Origin of the sequence: Kitasatospora sp. NPDC056327 (assembly GCF_042261735.1) — a bacterium.
GTDB lineage: Bacteria > Actinomycetota > Actinomycetes > Streptomycetales > Streptomycetaceae > Kitasatospora.
In genome coordinates, this window is record NZ_JBHJRC010000240.1 from 1 (window position 1) to 12,844 (window position 12,844).

At 76.2% G+C, this 12,844-nt stretch carries 10 protein-coding genes; 2 read left to right on the forward strand and 8 right to left on the reverse strand.

Features of this window, described 5'->3' with window-relative positions:
* Positions 1-134 precede the first annotated feature (134 nt).
* Positions 135-1,094 (reverse strand): prolyl aminopeptidase, encoded by a 960-nt coding sequence (gene pip, locus ACFCX4_RS27530; protein WP_376147777.1) that lies wholly within the window; start codon positions 1,092-1,094, stop codon positions 135-137.
* Between the two features lie 56 nt (positions 1,095-1,150).
* Positions 1,151-1,387, reverse strand: a complete 237-nt coding sequence (locus ACFCX4_RS27535) for a hypothetical protein (protein ID WP_376147780.1) — start codon at positions 1,385-1,387, stop codon at positions 1,151-1,153.
* A gap of 131 nt (positions 1,388-1,518) precedes the next feature.
* Between ACFCX4_RS27535 and ACFCX4_RS27540 the strand changes: the two genes are divergently transcribed.
* On the forward strand, positions 1,519-2,904 hold the full coding sequence (locus tag ACFCX4_RS27540; protein WP_376147783.1) for an SMI1/KNR4 family protein: 1,386 nt from the start codon (positions 1,519-1,521) through the stop codon (positions 2,902-2,904).
* An 86-nt stretch (positions 2,905-2,990) separates the two neighbouring features.
* Here ACFCX4_RS27540 and ACFCX4_RS27545 read toward each other — a convergent pair whose 3' ends face one another.
* The 3 genes from ACFCX4_RS27545 to ACFCX4_RS27555 form a co-directional block, all read right to left on the reverse strand.
* Complete coding sequence (locus tag ACFCX4_RS27545) at positions 2,991-3,707, reverse strand: DoxX family protein (protein WP_376147786.1); 717 nt, start codon at positions 3,705-3,707, stop codon at positions 2,991-2,993.
* Positions 3,708-4,040: 333 nt separating this feature from the next.
* Positions 4,041-5,393 (reverse strand): M20/M25/M40 family metallo-hydrolase, encoded by a 1,353-nt coding sequence (locus ACFCX4_RS27550; RefSeq protein WP_376147803.1) that lies wholly within the window; start codon positions 5,391-5,393, stop codon positions 4,041-4,043.
* A gap of 74 nt (positions 5,394-5,467) precedes the next feature.
* On the reverse strand, positions 5,468-6,229 hold the full coding sequence (locus ACFCX4_RS27555; protein WP_376147789.1) for a GNAT family N-acetyltransferase: 762 nt from the start codon (positions 6,227-6,229) through the stop codon (positions 5,468-5,470).
* A gap of 516 nt (positions 6,230-6,745) precedes the next feature.
* On the opposite strand from ACFCX4_RS27555, the gene ACFCX4_RS27560 reads away from it, so the two are divergent.
* Positions 6,746-7,435: a polysaccharide deacetylase family protein gene (locus tag ACFCX4_RS27560; RefSeq protein WP_376147792.1), complete on the forward strand. Its 690-nt coding sequence runs from the start codon at positions 6,746-6,748 to the stop codon at positions 7,433-7,435.
* Positions 7,436-7,591: 156 nt separating this feature from the next.
* Here ACFCX4_RS27560 and ACFCX4_RS27565 read toward each other — a convergent pair whose 3' ends face one another.
* From ACFCX4_RS27565 to ACFCX4_RS27575, 3 genes are all read right to left on the reverse strand, one after another.
* On the reverse strand, positions 7,592-9,730 hold the full coding sequence (locus ACFCX4_RS27565) for a hypothetical protein (RefSeq protein ID WP_376147794.1): 2,139 nt from the start codon (positions 9,728-9,730) through the stop codon (positions 7,592-7,594).
* On the reverse strand, positions 9,727-11,526 hold the full coding sequence (locus ACFCX4_RS27570) for an HSP90 family protein (RefSeq protein WP_376147797.1): 1,800 nt from the start codon (positions 11,524-11,526) through the stop codon (positions 9,727-9,729). Before ACFCX4_RS27570 ends, ACFCX4_RS27565 begins: the two co-directional genes overlap by 4 nt.
* Positions 11,527-11,646: 120 nt before the next feature.
* Positions 11,647-12,774: a nucleotide disphospho-sugar-binding domain-containing protein gene (locus tag ACFCX4_RS27575; protein ID WP_376147800.1), complete on the reverse strand. Its 1,128-nt coding sequence runs from the start codon at positions 12,772-12,774 to the stop codon at positions 11,647-11,649.
* Positions 12,775-12,844 lie beyond the last annotated feature (70 nt).

Here is a 12,844-nt window from a genome sequence, read left to right on the forward strand (position 1 = left end):
TTACCACGGGGCGTCCCCGACGGGCCGGGGCGCGCCCCCGCCGGTAGGTCCCGCGGGGGGCGCGCACCGCGTCCTCCCCCGGCGGCCCGGAGGGCGAGCGGCCGCGCCCGGGCGCGCAGCGGCCGTCGGGGCGCTCAGCGGGTCTTGAAGTCCTCGACGGCCCGGCGGAGCGCGAGGCCCATCGCGTCGCTGCCCGCGTGGCCGGAGTCCTCGATGATGTCCAGCCGGGCACCGGGCCAGGCCGCCGCCAGCTCCCAGGCCGTCTGCACCGGGCAGCCCATGTCGTGGCGGCCGTGCACCAGGACCGCCGGGATGCCGGCCAGTTTGTGGGCGTCGCGCAGGAGCTGGCCCTCCTCCAGCCAGGCGCCGCGGCTGAAGTAGCGGGCGCAGATCCGTACGAAGGCGATCCGGGCACCACCGTCACGCGCGCTGTACATGCCGGGGACGCCGTTGGGCTCGCCGGAGACGACCGCGTCCTCCCAGGCGAGCCAGTCGGTGGCGGCCCGCTCCCGGACGGCGCGGTCGGGATGCTCCATCAGCCGGGCGTAGGCGGCGAGCAGGTCGCCGCCGCGCTCGTCCTCGGGGACGGCGTCGCGGAACCGGTCCCAGGCCTCGGGCCGGAACCGCCCGGCGCCGCGGTAGAGCCAGTCGATCTCGGAGCGCCGGGCGGTGGTCACGGCGGCGACGACCACCTCGCTCACCCGCTCGGGGTGCCGCTGCGCGTAGGCGACGGCGAGGGCCGATCCCCAGGAGGCGCCGTTGACCAGCCACCGCTCGATGCCGAGGTGTTCACGGAGCAGCTCGATGTCGGCGATGAGGTGGTGCGTGGTGTTGAGGCTCAGGTCCGCGGCCGGGTCGCTGCCGTGCGGGGTGCTGCGCCCGCAGTTGCGCTGGTCGAAGCGGACCAGCCGGTAGGCGGCCGGGTCCCAGGCCCTGGTCGGCCGGTCCGGGGTGCCCGCCCCGGGGCCGCCGTGGAGGTGCACGGCGGGTTTGCCGTCCGGGTTTCCGAGTTGCTCGTAGTAGAGGCGGTTCCCGTCTCCGGTGTCGAGGAACCCGCGGTCGTAGGGGCCGGTCGGCGGATAGAGATCAACCATGGGCGCCGATCGTACGCGGGTTCGTCGGCGCACGACCCGTGGATCCGGAAGCCGGGTCACGGGCGACGGGGTACGGCAGGCCCCGGCCGTGCGGGAGTTCGGAGGCGGTCGCGGGCGGCGGCCGGCCGGTGCAGGACCTCGGCCGCGCCGTCGGGCCCGGCGGGGCCGTGGTCGGCGCGGTCGGCGTCGAGGGCCTCGGCGAGGGCCTGCCAACGGCGTTCGTGACGCTCGCGGCCGGTGTCGGCGGGGCCGACGAACACCGGGCGCCCGTCCTCCGGCGGGCGGGCGCGCACCGGGCCCCGCCTCCGGCGGGTGCGCGGTGCGGGTTGTCGGTGGTGGGCGGCATGATGGCCGACGTCATGATCGCCGGCCCGGCCGCGGGCCGCACCGCGGCCCGCGTCCCGCTCACCCACTGGAGGCCGTCTTGTCCCCGCTCCACGACTTCGCCCTCTGGGAGCCGCTGCTCCGGCTGCTCCGCTCGGCCCACGCGCAGCGCCTGGCCGCGCCGGGCGGGCAGGTCGTCGGGCGGATCGGGCGGCACTCGTGGAGCGTGCCGCTGCCCCGGCCGCGACGGGTCCCCGGACGGGCCCTGCAGACATCGGACAACCAGGAGGAGCACGACGCCGTGGAGCGCCTCCGGAAGGCACTCCACGAGGCGGACGTCGACGGACTCGTGTTCGCCCTGGAACTCCCCGCCGACGGGTCCGTACTGCTCCGGCTCCTCGACTACGGACCCGCCGTCGACGCCGGCTCCGGCTACCACCGCCCCGCGACCCTGCGACTGGTCGAGGGCGCCCGGCCCGAGCCCTGGCGACGACTGCCGGAGCCGGTGCCGGGAGCCCGGCCGGCCCCGTCGGCGGACCCGGCACTGCTCGAACGGATCCTGCGCGAGCGGCTCCCCGACGCGATCGGCGCCACCGAGGAGGAGATCACCGCGGCCGAGGTACGGCTGGGCCTGACCCTGCCCGAGGAGGTCAAGGCGCTCTACCGGGTGACCCGGGAGCGCCACGAGGACAGCACGGACGACCTGGCCGGCATCGACCGCGCGCTCCACGCCGTCGGCTTCGAACCGAACGCGGTGGAGCACCTCTTCGTCGCCGACACGTCGGAGCGCCACTTCGACTGGGCCTACTCGGCGATGGAGGCCGCCCGTACCGACCCCGACGCCGCCGTGCAGGACCTGGCCGGCTCCCCGGGCTGGATCGTCCTCGGCCTGACCGGCAACGGCGACCGGCTCGCCGTCGACCTGACGCCGGGTCCGCGCGGCCACCTCGGCCAGATCATCGTGCTCAGCCAGGAGGAGGGCATCGGCGCCGTCGTGGTCGCCGATTCCCTGACCGCCCTGGTGACGGCCCCCCGCTGGAGCCGGCCGAGGGGCCGCGACCACGGCGCACCGCCCCAGGTGGCCCGGGTCCACCACGGGAGCCCGGGAGGCATCGGGGCGGCCGCCCGACCCGAACTGGAGGTGCTCGGCCTCGGTGCCTGCCACGACGAGCCGTTCGGCCTCGCGCCGCTCCTCGGGCTGCCCCGGCTGCGCAGCCTGTCCGCGTACGGCGGCTCGCTGGCCGACCCGTCGGAGATCGGCGGGCTGACGGGACTGGAGTTCCTCGAACTGACCCCGGCGGACTGGCGCGCCGTGCTGGCCGCCGACGCCGTCCCGGCCGGTCTGCTCGCCGCCGGGATCGACGCGAAGGACGGCGACGACCTGCGCGGAACGGTGGCGCTGGCGAACGAGATCCTCGCCCGCTGGAACCGCCCCCTGATCGGCGAGACCGTCCTCAGGGGGGACCTCGGTCCACTGCTGCCGTAGCCCGGCGGACGGCGGTCGGTCGTCGGCAGGGGGTCGCAGCGGGTCGTCGGCAGCGGGTCGTCGTCGGCCGGCGGCAGCCCCGGCCGTCAGCCGGCGAGCCGGTCGCGCAGTTCGGGGGGCGCGGGGTGCCGGGCGGCGTCCTGGCCGTCGCCGGGCGCCGGGACCACCTGCACCGGCGGCCCGGCGGGCGCGGCAGCGGCGACGGCCGCGGGTGCCCGGTCGTCCCCCGTCCCGGTCCCGGTCCCGTCACCGGGAGGGACGTCCGCCGGCTCGGCCGCGGGCCGGCTCCCGCGGGTGGCGACGGTCAGACAGGCCGCTATCAGCACGATGTTCTTGAGGATGTACTGCCCCTCCAGCGTCGGCACCGGCGGGACACCACGGGCCCACACGTCGTTCGGCAGCAGGACCAGCGTCGCGAACACCCCGGTCATGTGGACGAAGAACACCGCCAGGACCACCCGCAGCAGCACCCCGGTGACCAGGCCGAGCCCGATGACGACCTCCATCAGCGCCAGCAGGAACCGGGAGACGTCGGGCGGCACCGCGCCGAAGGTCATCAGGCTCATGCAGCGGGTGGCGAGGTCCTCGGCGGGACTGGTGCCCGGGAAGAACTTCGGCAGCCCGAACCAGAGGTACAACACCCCCACGCTGGCCCGCAGTACGGCGGACGCCACGCGCCGGTACGCATCGGCGAACCGGTCGGCCCGGCGTCTCGACGCTCGCACCACCCGTGCGGAAAACGACTCCACTGCCCCTCCTTCGGATCCATTCGGAGTTCCCGGTACCGGAACGGCGACGGGCATGACGCGACCGGTGGGATCCGGGTGAGGGGCTGCCCGGGGCACCGGCCGTGACACGGCCTGTCAGGTACTGGCTCAGAAGTCCGCAGCTTAGCGCTCTGTCCCGGCGCCGCATAGGCTTCCCGGAACTGCCGTACCGGGCGGGTACGGCGCGCGTGACGCCCGTTGCCACCGCCGTCATGACTCCACCGGCGCCCGGCCGTTCACCGCCGGCGGCGGTCGGCGGCGCGGACGGGAACGGCGTGGCGGCGGTGGGGAACGGGGGCGGCGATGGGGAACGGGGGCGGCGGTGGGGAACGGGGGCGGCGGGAACGGGACCGCGGGTACGGGGCGGGATCAGCAGGAGCGCAGGAACCGGTCCAGCACCCGGGTGCCGAACTCCAGGGCGTCCACCGGGACCCGCTCGTCCACCCCGTGGAACAGCGCCGTGAAGTCCAGCCCGGGCGGCAACCGCAGCGGGGCGAAGCCGAAGTGACGGATCCCCAGCCGGTCGAAGGACTTCGCGTCGGTGGCGGCCGCGAGCATGTACGGCAGCACCCGCGCGCCCGGGTCCTCGGCCCCGACGGACAGCGCCATCGCATCGACGATCGCCCCGTCGAAGGAGGTCCGCACGGGCGGCAGGCTGTCCCACTCCCGCTCGACGTCCGGGCCCAGCAGGGCGGCGAGTTCGGCCTCGAAGGCCTCCTCCCGGCCGGGCAGGATCCGTGCGTCCACGGTGGCGCGGGCCTGCGAGGGCACGACGTTGCCGGCGTGGCCGGCGTTGAACAGGGTGACGTTCGCGGTGTCGCGCAGGCTCGCGCCGATCAGCCGCGACAGGTGGCCGAGCCGGGCCACCGCCGCCTCCGGATCCCGCTCGTCGAACGGAACCCCTGTCAACTCGGCCACGCCTTCGAGCAGTTCGCGGACCGGGTCGGTCAGCACGAGCGGGAACCGGTGGGCCTCAAGTCGGGTGACGGCCGCGGCGAGCCTGCCGATGGCGGTGTCCCGGTGCAGCAGTGAGCCGTGCCCGGCCGACCCGGTGGTGCGCAGCCGCAGCCACATCACCCCCTTCTCGGCGGTCTGCACCAGGTAGGCCCGGGCGCCGCCGTCGAGGGTGACGGAGAAGCCGCCGACCTCGCCGATCGCCTCCGTCACGCCGTCGAAGAGTTCGGGGCGTTCGTCGACCAGCCGGCGCGCGCCCTGGAAGCCACCGTTCTCCTCGTCCGCGACGAACGCGAAAACCAGGTCGCGCCGGGGCACCACGCCCTCGCGGCGCAGCCTCCTGGCCACGGCGAGGGTCATCGCGACCATGCCCTTCATGTCGACGGCGCCGCGCCCCCACACGTAGCCGTCGCGGACCTCGCCGGAGAACGGGTGGACGCTCCACTCGGCCGGATCGGCGGGGACGACGTCGAGGTGGCCGTGGACCAGCAGGGCGCCCCGGGCGGGGTCGGCGCCGGGCAGCCGGGCGATCACGTTGCCCCGGCCCGGGCCGGTCTCGACGTACTCCGGCGCGTAGCCGGCCTCGGCGAGGCGGGCGGCCACGTACTCGGCGGCCCTCCCTTCGGTGCCGCGCGCGGCGGGGTCGCCCGGGTTGGTGGTGTCGATCGCGATCAGTTCGGAGGCGAGGGTGACGACCTCGCGCACCGCCGCGGCCGGATCGGCGGCGGAACCGGGGGCGGCCGCACCGGCGGCACCGGCGCGGCCCACACCGACACCACCGGCACCACCGGCGCCTGCACCGGCGGCGGCCGGATCGGCGGCGTCCCGGTGCGGTCGGGCCGTCACGCGGTGTGCTCCCCGCCCGGGACCCGCAGGGTCAGGAAGGTGACCCTGCGGCGCAGCCGGAAGCCCAGCTCCTCGTAGAGCCGGATCGCCGTGGTGTTGGCCGCCGAGGTGTGCAGGAACGGCGTGTCGCCGCGCTCGCGGACCCCCGCCGCGACCGCCCGCACCAGCCGGGTGGCGAGGCCCTGCCCCCGGTGCGACTCCGCGGTGCAGACGGCGCTCAGCTCCGTCCAGCCCGGCGGCCGCAGGCGCTCGCCCGCCATCGCGACCAGCACGCCGTCGCGCCGGATGCCCAGGTAGCGGCCGAGCTCGACGGTCCGGGGCAGGAACGGACCGGGCCTCGCCCGTTCCACCAGGGCCAGCATCTCGGGCACGTCCGCGGGGCCCAGCCGGACGGCCTCCGCGTCGGGCCCGGTCCGCACCGAGTCCCCGACCAGCTGGACCCCGGGCAGCTCGTGGAGCAGCTCCCAGTCGGCCGGAACGTCGGCGGGCGAGCCGACCGCGCCGACGGTGGCGCCGGGGCCGAGCAGCGCCGCGAGGTCCCGCCAGGCACGCTCGTCGGGGCGGTCGGGCAGGGCGACGAACGGGGAGACGTCGGCCGGGTAGCGCAGGACGTCGCCCCGCCGGCCGGCGAAGTGGGCGTGCGGGCCGAGCAGGGCGGAGCGGACGGGGTTGTCCAGGGGGTGACCGGCGGGGGCCGGGGCCGGGTGCGCGAGGACGTGCGGGGCGCCGTCGGGGGTGAGCACGGGCTGCTGGGGCATGGGGAACCGTTCCTGGGTCGTGGTGGTCGTCGACTGCCTCCGGTCGGCCGCGCCCGGTGGTGCCGGGGAGGCCGGGGGTCAGCGGCGACAGAGGCCGGTCGGCGAGCCGACCCCGTCGAGCCAACGGCGGCCCACCAGCCGGACTCCGCGGGCCGGGACGCGAACGGCCGTCGCGGCGGCCCGCGGCGCGCGTCCGAAGGCCGCACGCCCGCCCCGCAGTTCGCGACCTTCCACGACCCGTCCGTTCCGCTCGCCCGGCTGTGGAGATCCACGCTACCGCCATCGGCACGCCGACCGGGAGGAACACCCGGTCACCCACCGGTCACTCCTGGTACGGCCGCGGTACGGCCGCGACCGTACCCGCCGTGGCAGGGGCCGGGCCGGCCGGGGCCGGAACGCCGTCCGCTGGCCGGAAACACCCGCGACGGTGCGGGGTCCGGGGGCTAGATTGGGCCCAGTGCCGGGGAGGGGGCGGGCACCGGGTTCGTTCCCGTGCCGCGGCCGTTGGGAGGACTCGTGTCTTCGCCTCGTGGAGCGGACCGGCGCCGGGGGCGCCGCGCCGCCCGTCTCGTCCTCGGAACCCTGGTGGCCGCGGCCACCGCCGCCGTCGTCCTGCCGGCCGCTCCGGCCCAGGCCGCCGGGAACAAGGTCGTCCACCTCACCTTCGACGACGGCCCCAGCCCGCGCTACACCCCGCAGGTCCTGGCGCTGCTCGCGCAGTACGGGGTGCGCGCGACCTTCTTCGAGATCGGCCAGAACGTCGCCGCCCACCCCGACGTCACCCGCAGGGTCGCCGCCCAGGGGCACAGCGTGCAGAACCACAGCTGGTCGCACCCGGATCTGCGCAAGCTCTCCAAGTCCGCCTTCCAGTACCAGGTGACGGCCACGGACGCCCGCATCCGGGCGCAGACCGGCGTCACCCCGACGTGCCTGCGCCCGCCGTACGGCGGGGTCAACGGGGCCGTGCGGTCGGGCGCTGCGGGGCTGGGCAAGAGCATCCAGCTGTGGAGCGTCGATCCGCAGGACTGGGCGCGCCCCGGGCGGGCCGCCATCGAACGCCGGGTGCTCGACGCCGTCCGGCCGGGTTCCGTCGTGCTGTTCCACGACGGCGGCGGCGACCGCAGCCAGACGGTGGCCGCCCTGCCCGCCGTCCTGCGCACGCTGAAGGCCCGGGGTTACTCCTTCGCCCTGCTGCCCTGCCGCTGAGCGGGCAACGGGCAGCAGGCAGCAGGCAGGGAGCGACGGCCGGCCCGGGGACCTCCCGCACGGAGCCGCCCGCCGGGCGCGAGGCGGTGACGGCCTCCCCCGGCGGTGCGGCGGCGGGCGGGGGCCGGCGCGGAGACCTCGCGGGCCGGGGAGACCTCAGTACTCCTCGGCCTCCAGCACCTCCTCCTCGGTGAGGTCGTGCGCGGCCATCAGCGCGGCGGCCTCCTCGGTGGCGCCGCGCACCCGCAGCACCCGCACCAGCAGCAGCGCCGCGTCCCAGGTGCGCCCGGCCTCGTCGGCGTCGGGGTTGCCGGCCCGGCCCAGCGCGGCGCGGGCCGTCACCTCGGCGGCCGCCGGGTCGCCCAGCCGCAGGTGCTCCTCGGCCAGCTCGGCCAGCACCTCGCCGAGCTCCTCGGCGAGGTGCTCGGCCCGCGCGGGGTCGGTGCCCGCGGCCTCCGCCCCGGCCAGCCCGGACTCCAGCAGGGCACGGGCCGTCGACAGCCGCTCGGCGGCCTCCCGGTGGCGGCCCGCCGCCCGGACCTGGTCGACGTAGCCGCGCAGCACGGCGACGACCTCCGTGGCGTCCGCCGGCCCGGCCTCCGGCGGCTCCGCGGCGAGCGCCGTGTCCAGGGCGGCGCGCGCCTCCGCCAGGATCTCGCCCAGCAGACCGGTCTCGGCCACCGTGTCGGCGTAGGGGTGGCGCCACAGTGCCTGGACGAGCGCGCCGAGCGCCTCGGTGCGCCGGCCCGCCGCCGTGAAGCCGCGCGCGGCGGCGAGGTAGCGGGCGGCCGACTCCTCGCCGTACCCGATCAGGCCGCCGAGCCGGGCCTCCAGCTCGGGGCGGGAGGGCAGCCCGGCGGCCCGGGCCGCGCCGTCCCCGGTGCCGGCCAGCAGCTCCCGCAGGCGCTCGGCCGCCTCGCCGCGCCGGTCCCCCTCCTGGTGGATCCGGACGAGCAGCCAGCGGCAGCCGGCCGCCTCCTCGGGCCGGCCGTGCCGGTCCAGTTCGCGGACCGCCTCCTCGGCGGCCTCCGCGGCCTCGCCGAACCGGTCGTCGGCCAGCAGGTTCGAGGCCAGCTCCGCCCGGGCGCGCGCGGCGCCGGCCGGATCGCCGGCCACCGTCAGCGCCGCGACCCGGTCGGCGAGCCGGTGCAGCCGTTCCCCGCTGCGCGCCCGCGGGTCCCGGCCGCCCTCCGCGAGCGCGACCGGCTCGCCGATCGGGCCGGCGGTCATCCACTCCCGCATCCGGGTGCTCTGGTGGTCGTTGCCGTTGCGCGCGTCGAACCGGTCGGCGAGGCCGAGCACGTGCTCGCGCAGTCCGGCGGCGAGAGCGCTCACCGGGGTGTCCGCGCGCCGCACGCCCTCCACGGTCGGGAAGCGCAGCCGCAGCGCGCCGTCGCCGGTCGCCTCCACCGCCGACAGCACCGCGACGGCGGCGGCCGCGAACTCCATCCCGGCCAGCGGCGTCCGCGCCCGGTCCAGCCAGGACAGATGGCGTTCGATCAGGTCGAGGCCGCGCCCGGGGTTCCCGCTCTGCACGCAGAAGAGCAGGTTCGAGGCCAGCTCGCCGATGTGGTGCGCGCTGTCGCGGATCCGCCGGTAGGCGACGCGGTGCGCCTCGGCGGCCTCCGGGCCCCGGCCGGTCCGCAGATACGGCAGCAGCAGCTCGGAGTTGATCCACTGCGGCTGCTCGGTGCAGCCGGAGCGCCGGGCCGGTTCGCCGATCCGGACGGCCTCCTCGTCGCGGCCGAGCGCGACCAGCGTGCGCACCTGACTGCTCGGCACGCAGCCGTCGCAGTCCGACAGGGCGTCCCGGCGGGTGAGCGCCATCCGCTCGTAGAAGTCCTGGGCGCCGGCGAGGTCGCCGACGCTCTCCGCCATCAGTCCGCGGTGCTGGAGGACGGCGTGCAGGCTGTGACCGCCGCGCCGGTAGCGCCGCTCCATGTCGTCGAGCAGGTCGGCGGCCCGCCGGAGCGGGATGTCCGGGTACTGGTGGACGCTGGAGACCATCCACTTGAACTGCCAGAGCAGGGTGTGCTCGTACCGGCCGCCGAAGCGCTCGGGCTCGCGGTCGTAGGCGGCCAGGCACCAGGAGAAGGTGAGGAAGGCCTTGGCCGGCGCCCAGCTGTGCTGGAACACCGAGGTGGCCGACATCCGCACCTCGAAGGCGAACTCGACCAGCCCGAGGGCGTCCGCGTGCCGGATCACCTCCTCCAGGGCGGCGAACTTCGCCGCGCCCCCCGGCATGCCCTGGGTGCCGCGGTAGAGCTCGCGCAGCTCCTGCTCGGTCCGGCTCACTGCGCGCCTCCGGCGACGGCCCGGCCGATCAGACCGAGGAAGGACTGGTTCAGGGCCGCGGTGTCGGCCGGGCGCAGCGGGTGGTGGCCGAGCAGCAGGGCCTGGACGTAGAGGCCCTCCAGACAGGTCGCCCGCAGCTCCGGGTCGGCCAGCGAGAGGACCTGCCGGGCGAGCGGGTTGCGGTGGTTGAGGACCAGGCGGGGCCGGGGCTCGGTCTCGGTCTGGAAGGCCCCGAGGATCGCCGCCCAGGTGTCGTCGGCCTGTTCGCGGGCACCGCGCACGTCCAGCTGGAAGGCGGTGTCCTCGTCGAGCAGGTAGAGGGCGGGCAGGCCGGCCGGCTCGAAGGAGCGGACCAGCAGGTCGCAGCCGAGCCGGGCCAGCACCGGGTCGGCGGCGGCCAGGAAGGGCGCGAGCGCCCGCTCCTGGGCCGGCTCCAGCCGGTCCAGGTGGGTGGTGAGGTCCGCGGCGCGCAGCTGCTCGACCTCCAGGCCGCGGTCGGCGGAGGCGAGCCGGTCGATCAGCTCGGCGTCGTAGACGTACCCGGCGTTGACCACCGCGAGGCCCTGGGCGGCGGCGACCGGGGCGAGCTGACGGAACTCGTCGAGCAGCGGGGTGTAGCGCAGCAGCCCGTAGCGGCCGGTGAACTCGGCGAGGGTCAGCGGGCCGACGTTGGTCTCCATCGGCCAGAACTCGGTGACCAGCCCGAGCATCTCGTCGTCGTGCAGGGCCAGTGCCTTGACGCCGAGGTGGTGCACCCGGAGGAACGCTCGCAGCCTGGCCGGTTCCTGCCTGCTCAGCCGGACCAGCCAGCCGCGCAACCGGTCGCCCAGTGCCTCCCGGGTCGCCTCCAGCAGCGAGTCCTCGTACAGCGCCTCCCGGCTGGCGGTGGGCCGCAGCTCCGCGGTGTCCACCACGCAGCGCACGAAGAACGCCCACTCGGGCAGCAGGCGCTCGGCGCCCTCGGAGAGCAGCATCCGCTTGAGGTAGACGCGGTGCGCCGCCGGGACCGCCGGGTTGGCGGGCATCGGCAGGACGAAGGCGACGCCGCGCAGGCCAGCCTCCGCGGCCGCGACGTCGACCACGTCGAACGGCGCGAAGCCGAACACCTCCTCGCAGTAGGCCTCCAGGCGGGCGCGGCGCTCGGCGGCGTTCTCGCCCTCGGGGCGGTCCCACGGGGCCGGCCCGCCGGTGACCGGCTCGCCGTCCACGGTGACCGGGTGCGGCAGCCGGGCGCCGAAGTGGGCGACCAGCCCGGTGACGGCGCGGCGGGTCAGCAGGTGCTCGCAGCCCGGTCGCGGGCGGAGCGTGACGGTGGTGCCCGGCTCGGGGCGCTGCCGGTCGGCGGGGGCGGGCTCGACCGCGTAGCTGCCGTCGGAGCGTCCGCGCCACAGCACGGTCGGTTCGCCCTCGCGGCGGGTGGTCACCTCGATCGCGTCGGAGACCATGAAGCAGGAGAGCAGTCCGATGCCGAACTGGCCCATGAACTCGTGCCGGGCGAAGCCCAGGTCGTCGCGCTTCGAGCTGCGCCCGATGGTCGCGAGCAGTTCGTGCACCTGGGCCTCGCCGAGCCCGACGCCGTTGTCACTGATCGTCAGCGAACCGTCGCCGGTCGCCTCGCCGGAGGTGAGGGCGATCCGGGGGGTTCTCCGCGCCGATCCGTCCTCGTGGGGGACGGCGGTGATGGCGTCGACCGCGTTCTGGAGGAGTTCGCGGACGTACACCTGGGGGCTGGTGTAGAGGTGGTGGCTCAGCAGATCGACGATTCCGCGCAGGTCGACGCGAAATGTTCGGCTCACGGGTTCTTCTCCCAAGTCGTCTTGGGAGCACCCTAGAGCCGGGCGGGGGAACGCGGGAGCGAATTTCGCCCGCCGGTGCGAGTGGTGGCCGGCGCGCGGTTCCGCGCGCCGGCCGGGCGGTCAGCGGCGGCCGGTGGCGAGGGCCTCGATCTCGGGGACGACGGCGGCCGGGGTCGGCAGGGCGTCGTTCTCGGCCCGCAGCCGGGTGGCGCCCTCGCGCAGCGCGGGGTCGGTCACCAGGCGGGTGAGCAGTTCGGTGTCGACGGCCTCGGCGGTGGAGCTCAGCGCCGCGCCCGTCGCGACCAGGGCCTCGGCGACCGAGAAGTTGTCCGCGCCCTGGGGCAGCAGCAGCTGGGGCAGGCCGGCCTGCAGTCCGGTGAGCGTGCTGCCGGAGCCGCCGTGGTGGACGACCGCGTCGCAGACCCGGAGCAGTTCCGCGAGCGGCACCCACGGCAGGGGGTGGACGTTGGCCGGCAGCCGGCCCAGGTGGTCGAGGTCGGCGTCGCCGACGGCGAGCAGGAACTCGGCGTCGGTCCCGCCGGCGGACTCGACGAGCCGGGCGATCATGTCCAGCCCGTCCGTCCCGGCGATCACGGTGCCCAGGGTGACGGCGACCCGGGGCCGGGGGCCGCGGTGCAGCAGCGCGGCGGGGACCACGCCGCCGCCGTTGTACGGGAGGTAGCGCATCCGCACGCCGCCCGGATCCCCGCCGAGCGAGGCGGGCACGATGTTCAGCGGGGTGGTCTCGGCGGGACCGGCCACGCCGTGCTTCTCGTAGACGTCGGCGAAGTTGGCCGCCAGCCTGGACGCCATGTCGAGGCCGGAGCTGAGGCCGTAGTTCTGCAGCGCCGCGGGAATGCCCAGTTTGGCGGCGGCCAGCTGGGCGGAGGCCAGGCAGGAGTCGTGCACGATCAGGTCGGCGTCCCAGCCGTCGGCCACCGCCAGCAGGTCGTCCACGGTGGAGCGCGAGGCGTGCGCGAAGGCGGCGGCGCCCAGCTCGATGATCTCCTCCTGGCTCCGGTCCGGCTGGGCGTAGCGCATCCCGGAGCCGAGGACCTCCTCGAAGGACTCCATCAGCGGCCGCCCGTCGCCGATCTCGACGATCGAGAAGCCGGCCTGGCGGAGCTGCTCGGTCGGCCGCGGTACGACGAAGAGGACCTCGTGCCCGGCGGCCCGCAGGGCCTGGGCGGTCGGCACCATCGGGAACAGGTGGCTCGGTGCGGCCGGGCCGGTGAAGAGTGTGCGCACAGCGGTCTCCTGGTGGCTCTCTGGTCGGTCGTCATGACGTCGGTGGTACGCGGACCGCACGTGCGGTCCG

Excerpts from the sequence above, each read along its gene's own strand:
- pip (WP_376147777.1), bottom strand. The coding sequence starts at position 1,094 with ATGGTTGATCTCTATCCGCCGACCGGCCCCTACGACCGCGGGTTCCTC.
- ACFCX4_RS27545 (WP_376147786.1), bottom strand. The coding sequence starts at position 3,707 with ATGCCCGTCGCCGTTCCGGTACCGGGAACTCCGAATGGATCCGAAGGA.
- ACFCX4_RS27555 (WP_376147789.1), bottom strand. The coding sequence starts at position 6,229 with ATGCCCCAGCAGCCCGTGCTCACCCCCGACGGCGCCCCGCACGTCCTC.